This window comes from Vreelandella halophytica, from assembly GCF_968193635.1.
In genome coordinates, this window is record NZ_OZ309107.1 from 872,191 (window position 1) to 886,937 (window position 14,747).

Sequence of the window (14,747 nt, forward strand, 5' to 3'; positions counted from 1 at the left end):
CTCGCAATGAATTTTTCTAAAGAATCGCTCAAGGCTTCTATCGCTGATGGCCTCTTGTCATTTCCTATTACGGACTTCGACTCCGATGGCAAATTTGATGTCGAAAGCTATCGTAAGCGGCTGTTATGGCTGAAAGAGTATGAGGTTTCTGCACTTTTTGTTGCGGGCGGTACCGGTGAGTTTTTCAACTTGACGCTTGACGAGTACCGTCGAGTCGTCGAAGTAGCGGTGGAAACCATCGGTGGCCATGTTCCCATCATCGCCAGTGCCGGTCAGAGCGCCGAGCTTGCTCGCCAGCATGCGAAGATCGCTCAGGACGCCGGTGCCGACGGCATTCTATTGATGCCTCCGTACCTGACCGAGTGCTCACAAGAAGGCATCGTCGATTACGCGGCCAGCGTTTGTAATTCGACCGACTTGGGCGTTATTTACTACAACCGCGCCAATGGCTACCTGAACGTCAATGCCGTCAAGTCGTTGGCAGAGCAGTGTGACAACCTGGTCGGTTTGAAAGATGGCAAGGGCGACATGCAATCGCTCAATATCACGATCAAGACGATCGGTGATCGCTTGGCCTATGTCGGAGGCGTCCCTACCGCCGAGATCATCGCGGAAGCTTACCTGGCTATCGGTGTGAGCACTTACTCCTCGGCGGTCTTCAATTTCGTCCCCGACATGGCCGTCAAGTTTTACAAAGCGCTGCGTCAAGGCGATAGCGACTTTATCAGTAAAGCGACGCGCGAGTTTTTCATTCCCTTTGTGACGCTGCGCGATACCACACCGGGTTACGCCGTTAGCCTGATCAAGGCCGGTGCCGACATCGTAGGCTACCCGGCGGGTAACGTCAGAGCGCCTTTGACCATGCCCAACGATGCGCAGGTAAGCCAGCTCAAAAAGCTGGTCGAGAATGCCAAGTCGCTCTAAAAAACGGGCACGCCTTGCAAGGGGGGCGCCTTTATTTGCGGGCTTCTCTTGCGCTATTGAATAAGTAAAGGTCTACGCGACGATAGACTGATGTAGAGGTGTTTATGCCAACCCATGGTACTCCCACCATTATCGAAATGCGTGTCATCCCGGTCGCGGGTCGCGACAGCATGTTGCTCAATATCGGTGGGGCGCACTCTCCCTACTTTACTCGCAACCTGATCATCCTAAAGGACAGTGCCGGTAATGTGGGTGTGGGCGAAGCACCGGGGGGAGATACGATCCAGCAGTCGCTCGAGCAGTCCAGAGAGCGTGTGATTGGCCAGTCGATTGGCAAGCTGCGCTCAGTGGTCGCCTCTTTGAACAGTGCCGGTCAGAGCGCGGACTTCGAGGATTTCGGCAAAGGCTCCTGGACGTTCGAGCTGCGCGTCAATGCGGTGGCCGCCCTTGAAGCGGCCCTGCTCGATTTGCTCGGCAAGTTTTTGGACGTACCCGTCGCCGAGCTTTTGGGAAATGGCAAACAGCGCGACAGCGTGGACGTGCTGGGTTATCTCTTCTTTATTGGCGATGGACATGCCACGCCGCTGGATTTCAGGCGCGGTACTGAAGGCGTGAGTCACGATTGGTATCGCCAGCGCGACGAAGCGGCAATGACGCCGCAGCGTATCGTCGAACTGGCCGAGGCCGCTCACGACCGCTACGGCTTCAAGGACTTCAAGCTCAAGGGCGGGGCGCTACCTGGCGAGCAGGAGATCGAAGCCGTGACGGCGCTTCATAACGCGTTTCCCGACGCGCGAACCACGATTGACCCCAATGGCGCCTGGTCCTTGCAGCAGGCTATTGCGCTTTGCAAGGACCTTCATGGCGTCATTGCGTATGCAGAAGACCCCTGTGGCGCGGAGCAGGGCTTTTCGGGACGCGAGATTTTGGCGGAATTCCGCCATGCCACCGGGTTGCCCGTTGCGACCAACATGGTCGCCACTAACTGGCGTGAAATGGCGCACGCCTTGATGCTGCGTTCCGTGGATATTCCGCTTGCCGACCCGCATTTCTGGACCCTATCCGGCGCGGTGCGTGTTTCGCAGCTTTGCCAGGACCACGGTATGACCTGGGGCTCCCACTCCAACAACCATTTCGATATATCGCTTGCCATGTTTGCGCAGGTGGGGGCCGCCGCAGTAGGCCGTACGACGGCGCTCGATACGCACTGGATTTGGCAGGAAGGCGATGCACGCTTGACGCGTAACCCGCCGGAAATCGCCAATGGCAAAGTGGCGGTTACCGATGCGCCCGGCCTTGGGGTGGAAATCGATATGCAAGCGATCGAAAAAGCCCACGAGCTCTATCGCCGCTTACCGGCAGGCGGGCGCGACGATGCCACCGCCATGCAGTATTTGATCGATGGCTGGACATTCGATCCCAAGCGACCCGCGCTGGTTCGCTAAGTGGTGCTGTCCCGGGGCGTTCAAACGTAACCCTGGGCTTCTAAATCCGAGTGAGAGGTGCATTAACAATGAAAAAACTACTAAGCAATTTGACGCTCGCCATCGGGGTTGTTGTCGCCGGGCAGGCAATGGCGGATTACCCCACGAAAAATATCAGTATGATCGTTCCGTTCTCTGCCGGTGGCGGTAACGATACCTTCGTCCGAGCGCTTCAACCGCTAATGGAAGAGCAGTTGGACGGTACCCTGGTCATTCGCAACATCGCCGGCGGCGGCGGCGCCGTGGGTATGTCCCGCGCCGTTGCCTCGCCGGCCGACGGTTACACGCTGCTGGCCGCCAGCAACGCCATGCTGACGCTTGAAGCGATGGGTAACGTCGCGTTTACCCACGATGATTTCGACTTCATTGCCAAGATCATTGAAGAACCCTACTTGATTGCGGTGAGTAGCGAGAGCCCCTACCAGGATATCGAGAGTTTGGCCGAGGCCGCGGCGTCTGAGTCCATTCGTGTGGGCTCTTCCGGCGTGGGCTCTTCTGCCTATATTACCGCCAACGCTATTGCTAACCGTACCGAAGCCAACTTTAACCTGATTCCCTATCCCGGTGGCTCCGAAGCTATCTCTGCGGCCATGGGAGGTCACGTAGAGGCCGTCGTGCTGGGGGGCGCAGAACTTCGCTCGGCGCTCGAGTCGGGTCGTTTGAACGCCCTGGCGACGACCTACGCCGAACGCAGCGATAACCTGCCCGACGTGCCGACTTTCCAGGAGTCCGGGTACGACCTAACGCTTACCGTTTGGCGGGGTATCGTCGGTCCGAAAGGCCTGCCCGAAGAAGTGAAAGAGCAGTGGGTGGCCGCCATTCAGCAAATCGTCGAAGACGGCTCTTACGAGCAAACAGCGAACAACCTGGGAACCGAGCTTGCGCCGCTCTACGGCGACGAGCTCGATGCTTTCATCGACGAGTCCGCCGCGGTCATGCGCGAAGCAGCGGGTGATTTGGCAAATTAATCGTGAGAGAGGCCCGCTGGCAGGCATCGCCTGCCAGCGGGGATGTTTTCGGCGCTACTGATCTGGCGTAAAAGCGACTGGGTAACATTATGGAACGTGATATTGGAAAGCCGCTATTTAATGTTTTTCTACTGATTGCTTCAGCCAGTGCGTTCGTTGCTGCTACAGCGCTGCCTAACGTTGAAATACCCGGTGATCTTTCTGCCGCTTTTTTTCCAAAGCTTCTTTCTGGACTCGTTTTTATCCTGGCCATCCCCTGCCTGATCAAAGACTTTCAGGAATGGAAAAGCCAGGAAAGCAAGAGCCCGGAAAGCAATAGTAGAAGTGGCGACAAAACATCATCGGCTTCGGGGCGCGTACGTAGCATCGCCCAGTGGTCGTTTATCATCGTTTTGCTGATTGCCTATATTTTAGCGTTCGAGCGGCTTGGATATATTATTAGCACATCATTATTTACCTTTTTTTGTGTAATGGGGCTGGTAATGATTAGCGGTACCTGGGCGACGTTATCGACGCCGCAAAAAGGAGTATCGGTACTCTCTGCTGCGGTTTTTGCGGTAGTACTCGCAAGCGCCATCTTTTATGTGTTTACCGAACTTTTCCAAATTCCGCTCCCATCGTGACCGGACATTCTTACTTCTTGATATTTAGGAGGCTTGCATGATTTCCGGTTATCTCGATGGCTTGGGTATGGTGTTACAGCTGAGTACCTTGCTGGCCATTGCCGGTGGGACTCTTTTGGGTATTATCATGGGGTCGCTGCCGGGGTTGACCTCGGCGATGGCGATTGCTCTGTTGCTACCCGTGACTTTCGGTATGCCCCCCGTGGCGGGAATTGGCATGCTGCTCGGCGCCCTTTGCGGCGCGGGCGCCAGTGGTTCTATACCCGCCATTTTGTTGAATATTCCGGGCACGCCTTCGTCGGTGGCCACCACCTTCGATGGTTTCCCCATGGCGCAGAAAGGCGAAGCAGGGCGCGCGCTCGGCTTGGCAATCGTGGCCTCTTTCTTTGGCGGCGTCGCCAGCATGGTGATACTGAGCCTGCTGGCGCCGCCCATTGCTGAATTTGCGCTGCGGTTTGGACCGGCAGAGTACTTCTCGCTGAGTGTTTTCGGTCTGGTGATCATCGCCTCGGTGGCGGGTAAGTCGCTCATCAAGGGGTTGATCGCCGGCATTATCGGCTTTTTTATCGCCACTGTCGGAACCGACCCGATTACCGGGGTCAACCGCTTTACCTTCGATGAACTCTCCCTTCTAACCGGGGTGAGCCTTTTGCCGGCCTTGATCGGTCTATTCGCAGTTTCTCAGGTCCTCAAGGATGCGTTTGAGTACGACCCTAACGAGCGCATCAAGGAGAGTGCTCACCGGATCGATATCGCCCGCCCGCGTTTTATCGAAACGTTAAAAAACTGGAAGGCCGTACTGGTCGGGGTCGCGTCTGGCTCGGTGGTCGGCCCCATACCCGGCGCTGGCGGTAGTATCGCGTCTCTGGTGGCCTACGATCAAACGCGGCGCTTTTCGAAATCCCCCGAGAAGTTTGGTACCGGCCACGCGCCGGGTATCGTGTCCGTCGAAAGTGCGAATAACGCTTTGCTGGGGGGCGCGCTGATTCCTACCCTGGCCTTGGGCATTCCCGGCGAGGCTGCCACTGCCGTGCTACTCGGCGGGCTCATGATTCAAGGCATTACGCCTGGACCTCTACTCTTCGCCGATCAAAGCGGCACCGTTTACGGTATCTTTCTCGCCTACCTGGTGGCGAATGTCTTCATGCTTTTGATCATGTGTCTGGGCATTAAGTTATTTATCCGTGTTCTGACGGTGCCAAGAAAACAACTTTTAGCCGCCATTCTAGTGTTTTGTTTTATCGGTGTTTATGGCGTCGATGGCGATGTCTTCAATCTCTATTTGATGCTCGGGTTTGGTGTCTTGGGTTATTTCCTCAATCGTTATAATTTTGGTACGGCGCCGGTCATTTTGGGGCTGATTCTCGGCCCTATTGCCGAGGCGAATCTGCGTCGCGGGCTGCAGTCGTTTCAGGGCGACTGGACCCCTTTTTTCACTCGGCCAATTAGCGTAGCCTTTTTAGTAGTAGCCGTTGGTTTACTTGCTCTGACGTTATGGCAAAACTATCGTTCTAATCAACGAAGCAACACTACCGAAGGCGATAATGTTTAATATTTATAAAGACATCTAACCGAGTATCGATCTGCTAGATTACATACGAGGGACACCGTTTTCGACTCGCCATTTTAAGGCGCAAGTGCTAGCTAAAGTTTGCAAGGGCTGCCTGGTTTAATTGCAAATAAGCCAGGAACATTACTCTCATCGCAGGAGGCAAGATGAATTTAACAGGTGAAATGTTAATCGGACAGAAAGCCGTTAAAGGGTCTCGTGATCCTATTCAGGCTATCAATCCCGCAACAAACGAACGCCTGGAGCCCGGCTATGCAGGCGGCACCCAAGCGGAGGTAGATCAGGCATGCCAGCTTGCCTGGGACGCTTTTGATCAGTACCGGGAAACATCGCTTGAAGACCGCGCTGCGTTTCTTGAAACCGTTGCCGACGAAATTGAAGCGCTAGGCGATGCGCTGATCGAGCGGGCCGTTGCTGAGTCGGGGCTGCCCCAGGCGCGTATTCAGGGCGAGCGAGGCCGTACCTGCGGCCAGCTTCGCCTGTTCGCTAAAACCGTGCGTGCCGGTGAGTGGCTGGATGTACGGGTCGACCCGGCCATGCCCGGCCGCGAACCCATGCCGCGTAGTGATCTGCGTCAGCGTCACATCGCGCTTGGCCCGGTGGTCGTATTTGGCGCCAGTAACTTCCCCTTGGCTTTCTCTGTAGCCGGTGGTGACACCGCCTCGGCACTTGCCGCAGGCTGCCCGGTCATCGTGAAAGCCCACGCTGCACACCCGGGTACCGGTGAGCTTATCGGCCGGGCCATTCAGTCAGCCGTCAAGAAATGCGGTCTGCCTGAAGGTGTCTTCTCGCTACTGTTTGGTTCCGGTCGCGAAGTGGGAACCGCTCTGGTGAGCGATGCACGTATCAAGGCCGCTGGCTTCACTGGCTCGCGTAGCGGCGGTATCGCACTTTGGAAGGCGGCTCAGTCGCGTCCGGAACCCATTCCGTTCTATGCCGAAATGAGCTCGATCAACCCGGTGTTCCCGCTGCCAGAAGCCTTGAAAGCGCGCGGTGAAGAGATGGCTAAAGCGTTCGTTGGGTCGCTCAACATGGGCGCGGGCCAGTTCTGCACCAACCCGGGGCTTGTGATCGCGATTAAAGGACCAGAGCTTGACGCGTTTGTTCAGACGGCGGGCAACGCCGTCAAAGAGAGCGCGGCTCAGACCATGCTGACCCCGGGTATTTTCGAGGCCTACGAAAAGGGCGTCAAAAACCTGCAGGATAGTGGCAAGGCTCACGAAGTAGCGCGCGGACAAAAAGGCGATAGCCCCAACCAGTGCCAGGCCGGGCTGTTTACGACCAGCGCACAAGACTTCCTGGGTAGCGAAGCGTTGCAGGGGGAAGTGTTCGGTTCGACCTCTCTGGTCGTCGAATGTGCTGACACAGAGGAACTCAAACAGGTGGCCGAGCACCTGGAAGGGCAGCTTACCGTGACGCTGCAAATGGACGACGCCGACCTCGAGGCCGCGCGTAAGCTTCTGCCCACGCTCGAGCGCAAAGCTGGCCGTATCTTGATCAATGGCTGGCCGACCGGTGTCGAGGTGTGCGATGCCATGGTGCATGGTGGCCCGTTCCCGGCGACGTCGGATTCTCGGACGACCTCGGTCGGAACGGCGGCTATTTACCGCTTCCTGCGTCCGGTGTGCTATCAGGATCTGCCGGATGCGCTGCTCCCCGAAGCGATCAAGCAGAGCAACCCGCTGAGCTTGAACCGCCTGGTAGATGGCAAGCGCGAGCAGTAATCGGTTAGCGGTCTTCGTGTAACCGTTTCAAAGGCCACCTTCGGGTGGCCTTTTTAATCATAGCGACCAAGGCGGAATAGCTATGTAGATGTGTTAAAGCTAACGTAATAAAGATACTATGTATTATGTTTTGAGGTGATCATGACTAGAGTGACGTTTGAAACTTTGCTGAACACGCTTGAAAACGTTTTTTTAAAAGCGGGGTTGAGCGAGGAGTGCGCAAAAACCTGCGCGCGTATCCACACCGAGAGCACCCGGGACGGTGTTCACTCCCATGGCATAGGCCGCGTTCCGCGTTTCGTCGAGTTCGTAGAACAGGGCTTTGTCGATATTACGGCCTCACCCACTAGCGTGCAGACACTCGGGGCCATTGAAGTACTGGATGGCAACATGGGCATTGGTATCACTAACGCCTTGCACGCCACCGAACGGGCCATGGAGCTAGCTAAAGAGCACGGGATGGGGTTGGTGGCTTTGCGTAATACTACCCACTGGATGCGCGGCGGAAGCTACGGCTGGCATGCCGTCGAGCAGGGGTTTGCTACGATCATGTGGACGAACACCGAATCGTGTATGCCTGCCTGGGGAGCGACCTCCCAATCCGTGGGAAACAATCCGCTCGTCATGGGGGTGCCCTACGAAAAGGGGCCTCTGGTACTGGACATGGCGATGTCCCAGTTCTCCTATGGCAAGCTTCAAACGACGCAGTTAAAAGGCGAGCAACTGCCCGTCGATGGTGGCTTCGATGCTGACGGGGAGCTCAGCCGGGACCCGGCAGCCATTGCGGCAACGCGGCGATTATTGCCAACCGGATATTGGAAAGGCTCGGGGTTGGCTATCTTACTCGATGCATTAGCCTCTTTGTTGGCCCAGGGAAATCCGAGCCACGAAATCGATAAGGTCCAGCGCGGCAGTGGTGGCGGTAGCTGTCAAATATTCATGGTGTTCGATCCTCGCCAGTTGGGAGGCAAAGCGTCCTGCGATGCGATTGTCGAGGGGATCCAGGCTCACTTGAAAGCAGCGGTGCCAGCAGAACAAGGCCGCACCGTCCGGTGGCCCGGCGAATCGACGTTTCATAATCGCAATGCAAAAGAGCTTATTAATATCGACGATCAGTTATGGCAGTCGGTTATTGAACTTGCAGGTTAGCGCTATAAAAATAGGTGTTTAATTGTTCGGGTTAATATTTAACAGTTTTTTGGGATTTTCTAATAAAAGTTAAAACTATATAAATATGACTCATTCGCACCCGACAAAGGGGGTGCCGGGATCAGGGTTTAAGCCTTAGTGGGAACGGGTGATAGGATGATATGCGATTATAAATTAGTGCCTGTTTATCGAACACTCATGAAAATGGCGCGATACATTTTATTGAATGCAAACAAAGGATGTCGGGCATGGCCACGCAAACGCCTCTAACAACGCCATTTAAAGTCAACAAGGTTCCTCAGCAGGGTAGTTTATCCGTACACGTGGCAGAGCAGCTTGAAACGTTGATTGTGCAGGGCAAAGTAGCGGTAGGAGATAAACTGCCCACCGAAAACAGTCTTTGCGAGTCCTTTGGCGTGAGCCGCACCGTTATTCGGGAAGCCATTACGCATCTCAAGTCATTGGGTTTGGTCGAAACACGCCGTGGTGTGGGCACGACCATTTTGCGCACCTCCAAAGTGGAGGCGCGCCCGGCAGAGCGCATTAAACCTACGACGGTTGAGGATATTTTACACCTTTTAGAACTACGTTTGACGCTGGAGCCTGCCGCGGCAGAGCTTGCCGCTTTACGCCACGATAAACAGGATAAAGCGACGCTGGAGTCTCAGCACCAGGGGTTCATCAAGGCATATACGGCGAATGCTCAGGCCCGGGAAGAGGACTATCTCTTTCATTTTACGATTGCCAAGGCAACCAAGAACCCGTTTTTCGAGTCGTTCTATGAGCAGTGGAGCCAAAGTGTGATCCCCCGCGCCAAGCTCATGAGTAGCGATATCAATCCGGTGTCTTCTCAGCGCTACCTGGAGCAGGTGCAAAAGGAGCACGCGCGCATACTCGAAGCCATTTTGGCGCGCGATGGTAACGCCGCGCAAAAAGCCATGCAGCAGCATCTCACGCGCGCGCGGGATACCTACGCGCAGTACCGCGACCAGGCGTAGTCAGCGGCCTTCACGGCGTCTCGCGCCGGGCCCGTGCGTAAGCGCTAACATCGGCGCTGTTTTCTCATCCGGCGATCTGCGGGCCTTTTTGGTTTCACCTTTATTAGCAAAGCGCTATTTGTGGGCTTTGCAAAGCTCCCCTACGCTAAAAACGTATCGTGTTAGTTAACTCACGTTAATCTTTTCTAAAGGAGTAGATCATGACGGGCCAAAAGGTACTCAAAATGCCCCTGCAGCCGGCGCCGCTTCGGTGGGCGGTGGGCGCGGCGTTTTTAGCGATGGCGGCCGGTGCGCAGGCCGACGTCAGCGTGGTGGAAGAGAGCATGGCCACGGATGTGGAAAGCGAGGAGACGACGTTCGACGTGACGCGCGTCGTTGGCGGGCTGGAGCATCCCTGGGGCGTGGCCTGGCTGCCGGATGGTCGCATGCTGATCACCGAGCGCCCGGGTCGGCTTCAATTGATCGATGGCGACACCGTCACCTCGCTCGATAACCTGCCGAAAACCGACTTGGAGGAGGACGATGATTCCGCCGTTCAGGGCGGCAACCAGGGCGGGTTGTTGGATGTCGTGGTGCATCCGGACTATGCCGACAATGGCTGGGTCTACTTCACCTACTCAAGCCCTGGTGACCCGCGGGCGTTCAGCACCTACGAGCCGGGTTACGGGACCGGAACCGCGGTGGCGCGCGCACGTATCGACGCGGACAACGCTACGCTGACCGACCTGGAAACCCTTTACACCCAGGTACCGCGTACGCATCCTGGTGCTCACTACGGTTCGCGCATCGTCTTTCCCGGCGACGGCTCGATGATCTTCCCGATCGGCGACCGTAACGTTCAGAACCTGCCCCAGGATCTGACCAACCCCGGTGGCAAGATGATTCGCCTGAATGAAGACGGCGGCGCTCATCCAGACAACCCCTTCATCGGCGTGGAACCCGGCAACCTGCGCCCGGAAATCTACTCTTACGGCCACCGCAATAACCAGGGGCTAGCGCTTCACCCGGAAACCAACGAAGTATGGGCGGTGGATCACGGCCCCAACGGCGGCGACCGCCTCTACCGGGTAGACGAAGGCGCGAACTACGGCTGGCCGATGATCGCTCACGGTACCGAGTACACCACCGAAGAGCATATCGGCCTGGGGCGTGAGGCGCCCGGCTTGACGCCGGCGAATCACATTTGGGAAGACTCCATGGCGCCGTCGGGGCTGGCGTTCTACACCGGCGATGTTGCCGAGTGGCAGAACAATATGTTCGCGGGCTCCCTGAACCGCGAGCAGCTCCATCGCCTCGTGCTGGATGACGACAACCAGATCGTGCATGAAGAGATGCTGCTGGCCGACACCCTGGGCCGCATCCGCGACGTCCGCCAGGGCCCGGATGGCATGCTTTATGTGCTCACCGATGAAGAGGATGGCGGCCTTTACCGTATCGAACCGCAAAACGCCTCTAGCGAGTAATCGCCTGGCAAGGTAACTACCCCATCGGGCACCTTCGGGTGCCCGATCTCATTGAAAGGAGCGAATAAAATTCAAAACGCTTTCATCCTGCATATAGGCGACGTTCAATCGCATCGCTTTCTTCAACGGGCGGCTTTGCCCATCCGAACCTCCCGCCTGTCGGCGGGGTGAAGGCTTCCCAGCCGTTATGATCGAACGTGACCAGTGTGGCGCCCATATGGCGTTCGAGCCGCATGAACAGCGCTTGCAACTGCTCGAGATCCGGCCCGTCGGCAAGCGTGGCACGCCGATGAGACGCACGCCGTGCATATGCAAAAGGACGAAGAGGTTGTAGTAACCAAAGGGCACCGCGAACACCATATCGCCGGGTTTTACCAACAGCCTCAGCAGAAGATCCAGCGCGTGGGCTTTCGCTGGCGGGCTGTTTGAGCGTGTTCTATCTGCTGCTCCATCAGACAAGGCGTCTTGCCTGATAGGCTGCACGAACGCGTCGACGATGGTCAGGCTTCTTCGGGAGGGCGTGCCTCGATGTCGGCTCGTGGTTGGATTCTTTCAACCTATGTGTAAGCGCGGCGCTACGTTCGAGATGCCTAAATATGTTCGCGCCAAGGCGGCGGTGCCTTGGATGAAACAGTCGCTCAGTGCTTTCGCAGTGGGGCTTTCGGCGTGAGTGACGAGCCAGGCACTTAGCATGATGCGCCGAATCATAATAAACGTATCGAGCGCAGCCTCGTCGTACTCGTCGAAGGTCGCAATACGTCGATAGCCGCGAAGCCACGCTTTGCGCAGTCGGGGGACGAGCGGGTCGAGCTCGAAAAAGCTGACGGCAGCGGCGAAATCGAACGCATACCAGCAAAAGCCGCTGTCGTCGAAATCGATGACCGACAGCCGCTCGGCTTTCACCAGCAGGTTGGCCGGACGCAGGTCGGCGTGTATCAGTCCGTAGCGTCGCTCGTCGCTGCCGTACGCTTCAATGAACCGATAAATCCGCTCGATGGCCCGTTCGATCGCGCGTTCATCCGATGCCGTGATACCCAGGGCCTGGCGCCAGTCGCCCCAAAGAGCGTTCGGTCCGATCATCGTCTCCAGGTCCCATCGTTTGCGAACGAACCACGTCGGTGGCTGCCAGGCTTTGCTGTGCTCGTGAAGTGAAGCGGTGATCGCCCCCAGCTTTTCGAACCAGTCGGGCAGCCCTTGGCCCCAGTTCGGGGCTTCCCCTTCGATATACTCGAACGCCACGGCGTAAAAGCAGCGGCCGTCGAGCCGGAGTTGAATGACCGGGCTGTCTGTGAGGGTAGGCAGCGGTGAAGGTGTTTCGACCCTACGGGCCCGGCGTAGATTGTCGAGCCAGGCAAGCTCCGATTCGATCTCCCTTTTGATTTGATAATGTGGGCGATGTACGCGAAGGGTGTACGTCTGTCCGGTAGCGGGGCTTGCCGCCAAAAAGGTGGCGTTTTCCGAGGTAGTGAGAAGCTTGACGTGCGTATCGCCGGGCAACTGCCAGCAGGGTAGTGCCTGGGTGAGCCGTTCCTGAAGAGCGGACAGCAGGGCCTGGGTGTACATGGCAAAGCTCTCGTTGGCGTTTTAGGATAGAAATGCTCGCCTTGCAAACCACGGGGAGCGCTTAGCTGATCTGGCGCACCAGCAAGCCGCTGGTTGGCGCCGCCCAGCGCGTGTCGACGGTAAACACGACGTCGCACACCACCGGCGAATAGTGGCGGCGCACGTGTTCGTCGACCCGGTCGCGAAGGGCGTCCTGGGTGGTCAGCGACATCGCGGCGTCCTCTTTGGGCAGCACGACGTGAACCATCACGTACAAAAGCCGGCCCGGGCGCACGATGCGAACGCGCACCTCGAGCGCATCGATGCTCTCGAGCCCCCTCGCCACGGCTTCACGCACCGGCGCCGCTACCGCTTCCGTGGGGGCCTTATTGACCAGCTCGCCCAACGCCTGGCTCGCCATACGGATGGGCACGCCCAGGCAAAGCACCACGACCGCGATCACCAGAATCGAGTCGACATAGGGCAAAACGCGCTCGAATCCCAGCTTATCGAACAGTACTACCAGACAAAACGCGGTGAGTACCGCCGCCGAGATAATGCTGTTCACCACCCAGTTGAGCTTGTCCGCGGCTACCAGGGGGCTGACTACGTGGCGCTCGCTTTTATGCATCACCCAAGCGGTCAGCGAGCAGGCCAGGGTCGCAAAGCTTGCGTACACGACCGCGATACCCGCGGATATTTCGCGGCCCCCGGTCAAAAGCGCGGCAATGGCATCGACCAGCGCAAAGATCGAGACCCCAAAAATCAAAAGCCCCTTACAGAGGTTGACCACCGATTCGAAGTAGCTGTAGCCAAACGGGTAGGCGTCACTGTCCGGCTGGCTCGCCATCCTGCTCACCTTGATGGTGACCAGCGCGACGACGAAATAAATCATGTTGAAAAGCCCATCGAGCAAAATGGCCTGGGAGTTGGAGGCAAGCGTGGCCGCGATGCCCACGACGCCGATCAAAAGCGCCATGAACGCGGAAAAAGCCAATGTACCGGACTCGGTCTTCACCAATACCTGCTCCTAAAGTGGTGGACAACGCGGCTCAGCATAGCAATTTTCTGGCGTGCCTTCGCCCAAAGCCAGCACCCATGCTTGGCCTTGCAAGCATTTGGTAAGCCGTGAAGAGTTGTACTAGCCTTTCATGACACGCTGTTACCACGTTCAACCAATCTGGAGGGTGAAACGATGCCGCTGCTCAATGCAGGAACTCAGCACGGAACACCGGTCGAGCTTTACTACGAGGTCCACGGCGCAGGCAAGCCGGTGGTGCTGATCCACGGCTGGCCGCTCAGCGGGCGCGCCTGGGAGCCGCAGGTGCCGGCGCTGGTCGAGGCGGGCTACAAAGTCATCACCTACGATCGCCGGGGCTTCGGTAAATCCACCCAGGCCGACGGTGGCTACGATTACGACACCCTGGCGGCGGATCTTAAAAAGCTGCTCGACGCCCTCGACGTTCATGACGCAACGCTGGTCGGTTTCTCCATGGGCGGCGGCGAGGTAGCCCGTTATATCGCAAGCTACGGCACCGAGCGGGTCAGTAAGGCGGTGCTGGCGGCAGCGGTGCCTCCGTATCTTTACAAGGCCGACGACAACCCGGACGGCGGGCTGGACGATGCTACCATCAACCAGTTTCTGGACGGCATTCGGGGCGATCGCCTCGCGTTTTTGGAGGACTTCACCAAAAACTTCTTCGCCGCCGGCGACAAGACCGACCTGATCAGCGAGGCCAACCGTCAGTACCACCGCGACATTGCGACGTTCGCCTCTCCCAAGGCGACGTTTGATTGCGTCAAGGCCTTCAGCTACACCGACTTTCGCGACGATCTGCCCAAAATGAAGCTGCCGACGCTGGTGCTCCACGGCGACGCCGACGGTATCGTACCGGTCGAGGTCAGCGGCAAGCGGGCCAGTGAAACGTTGCCCCATTCGAAGTTCGAGACTATCAGCGGCGGGCCCCATGGCCTCAACGTCACCCACGCTGACGCGTTCAATAAGGCCTTGATCGCGTTTTTGGATAGCGACGAAGGCTAGACGCAAGGACAAGCTCAAGGCATCAAGAAAACGCCGACCTTTTTTTAGCGCCGCCGCTTTGTATCAAGAGGCGGCGCTTTTTGCGTTTAGGCCCAGGCATCGTTTAGGCCGGGTGGCCTCGCCACCCTCGAAAGCGAAGCTCGCGCGGCGCGGCGGGTGTGTATAATGATTGCCTGAAGTGGCTGTTGCCGGGCGGCCCGCCGAACGGGCTAGCCAGTGATTTGCAGCTGCCCCCGTTAAGTCAGCAGGCCATTAGAGGGT

At 57.4% G+C, this 14,747-nt stretch carries 13 protein-coding genes; 10 read left to right on the top strand and 3 right to left on the bottom strand.

The features are described from left to right. Positions 1-6 precede the first annotated feature (6 nt). From kdgD to ACWHXT_RS04125, 9 genes are all read left to right on the top strand, one after another. Complete coding sequence (kdgD, locus tag ACWHXT_RS04085; protein ID WP_447957346.1) at positions 7-924, top strand: 5-dehydro-4-deoxyglucarate dehydratase; 918 nt, start codon at positions 7-9, stop codon at positions 922-924. Between the two features lie 104 nt (positions 925-1,028). After that, entirely contained in the window at positions 1,029-2,369 is a 1,341-nt protein-coding gene (locus tag ACWHXT_RS04090) for an enolase C-terminal domain-like protein (protein ID WP_447957347.1), read from the top strand. A gap of 68 nt (positions 2,370-2,437) precedes the next feature. Continuing rightward, positions 2,438-3,376 (top strand): tripartite tricarboxylate transporter substrate binding protein, encoded by a 939-nt coding sequence (locus tag ACWHXT_RS04095; RefSeq protein ID WP_447957348.1) that lies wholly within the window; start codon positions 2,438-2,440, stop codon positions 3,374-3,376. A gap of 89 nt (positions 3,377-3,465) precedes the next feature. Then, positions 3,466-3,999 carry a tripartite tricarboxylate transporter TctB family protein gene (locus ACWHXT_RS04100; protein ID WP_447957349.1) on the top strand — a complete coding sequence of 178 codons (534 nt, stop codon included), beginning with the start codon at positions 3,466-3,468 and terminating at the stop codon, positions 3,997-3,999. A gap of 37 nt (positions 4,000-4,036) precedes the next feature. After that, positions 4,037-5,551 carry a tripartite tricarboxylate transporter permease gene (locus ACWHXT_RS04105; RefSeq protein WP_447928216.1) on the top strand — a complete coding sequence of 505 codons (1,515 nt, stop codon included), beginning with the start codon at positions 4,037-4,039 and terminating at the stop codon, positions 5,549-5,551. Between the two features lie 164 nt (positions 5,552-5,715). Beyond that, positions 5,716-7,293, top strand: coding sequence for an aldehyde dehydrogenase (NADP(+)) (locus tag ACWHXT_RS04110; protein WP_447957350.1), 1,578 nt, complete (start codon positions 5,716-5,718; stop codon positions 7,291-7,293). A gap of 141 nt (positions 7,294-7,434) precedes the next feature. Next, a complete protein-coding gene (gene yiaK, locus ACWHXT_RS04115; RefSeq protein WP_447957351.1) occupies positions 7,435-8,442 on the top strand; it encodes a 3-dehydro-L-gulonate 2-dehydrogenase in 1,008 nt (335 codons plus the stop codon). A gap of 239 nt (positions 8,443-8,681) precedes the next feature. Next, a complete protein-coding gene (locus ACWHXT_RS04120; protein ID WP_447957352.1) occupies positions 8,682-9,440 on the top strand; it encodes a FadR/GntR family transcriptional regulator in 759 nt (252 codons plus the stop codon). A gap of 200 nt (positions 9,441-9,640) precedes the next feature. Beyond that, a complete protein-coding gene (locus ACWHXT_RS04125; RefSeq protein WP_447957353.1) occupies positions 9,641-10,903 on the top strand; it encodes a PQQ-dependent sugar dehydrogenase in 1,263 nt (420 codons plus the stop codon). Between the two features lie 48 nt (positions 10,904-10,951). Here the strand turns inward: ACWHXT_RS04125 and ACWHXT_RS04130 are convergent, their stop codons facing one another. The 3 genes from ACWHXT_RS04130 to ACWHXT_RS04140 all read right to left on the bottom strand — a co-directional run bounded on the left by ACWHXT_RS04130 (position 10,952) and on the right by ACWHXT_RS04140 (position 13,463). Beyond that, entirely contained in the window at positions 10,952-11,362 is a 411-nt protein-coding gene (locus ACWHXT_RS04130) for a hypothetical protein (protein WP_447957354.1), read from the bottom strand. A gap of 93 nt (positions 11,363-11,455) precedes the next feature. Further along, positions 11,456-12,466 carry a phosphotransferase enzyme family protein gene (locus ACWHXT_RS04135; RefSeq protein WP_447957355.1) on the bottom strand — a complete coding sequence of 337 codons (1,011 nt, stop codon included), beginning with the start codon at positions 12,464-12,466 and terminating at the stop codon, positions 11,456-11,458. 61 nt (positions 12,467-12,527) lie between these two features. Beyond that, positions 12,528-13,463 carry a cation diffusion facilitator family transporter gene (locus ACWHXT_RS04140; protein ID WP_447958005.1) on the bottom strand — a complete coding sequence of 312 codons (936 nt, stop codon included), beginning with the start codon at positions 13,461-13,463 and terminating at the stop codon, positions 12,528-12,530. 177 nt (positions 13,464-13,640) lie between these two features. Between ACWHXT_RS04140 and ACWHXT_RS04145 the strand changes: the two genes are divergently transcribed. Then, positions 13,641-14,486 (top strand): alpha/beta fold hydrolase, encoded by an 846-nt coding sequence (locus tag ACWHXT_RS04145; RefSeq protein WP_447957356.1) that lies wholly within the window; start codon positions 13,641-13,643, stop codon positions 14,484-14,486. The last annotated feature ends 261 nt before the right edge of the window (positions 14,487-14,747 follow it).

Coding starts and splice junctions, on each gene's coding strand:
- kdgD (WP_447957346.1), top strand. CDS start 7: ATGAATTTTTCTAAAGAATCGCTCAAGGCTTCTATCGCTGATGGCCTC.
- ACWHXT_RS04090 (WP_447957347.1), top strand. CDS start 1,029: ATGCCAACCCATGGTACTCCCACCATTATCGAAATGCGTGTCATCCCG.
- ACWHXT_RS04095 (WP_447957348.1), top strand. CDS start 2,438: ATGAAAAAACTACTAAGCAATTTGACGCTCGCCATCGGGGTTGTTGTC.
- ACWHXT_RS04100 (WP_447957349.1), top strand. CDS start 3,466: ATGGAACGTGATATTGGAAAGCCGCTATTTAATGTTTTTCTACTGATT.
- ACWHXT_RS04105 (WP_447928216.1), top strand. CDS start 4,037: ATGATTTCCGGTTATCTCGATGGCTTGGGTATGGTGTTACAGCTGAGT.
- ACWHXT_RS04110 (WP_447957350.1), top strand. CDS start 5,716: ATGAATTTAACAGGTGAAATGTTAATCGGACAGAAAGCCGTTAAAGGG.
- yiaK (WP_447957351.1), top strand. CDS start 7,435: ATGACTAGAGTGACGTTTGAAACTTTGCTGAACACGCTTGAAAACGTT.
- ACWHXT_RS04120 (WP_447957352.1), top strand. CDS start 8,682: ATGTCGGGCATGGCCACGCAAACGCCTCTAACAACGCCATTTAAAGTC.
- ACWHXT_RS04125 (WP_447957353.1), top strand. CDS start 9,641: ATGACGGGCCAAAAGGTACTCAAAATGCCCCTGCAGCCGGCGCCGCTT.
- ACWHXT_RS04135 (WP_447957355.1), bottom strand. CDS start 12,466: ATGTACACCCAGGCCCTGCTGTCCGCTCTTCAGGAACGGCTCACCCAG.
- ACWHXT_RS04145 (WP_447957356.1), top strand. CDS start 13,641: ATGCCGCTGCTCAATGCAGGAACTCAGCACGGAACACCGGTCGAGCTT.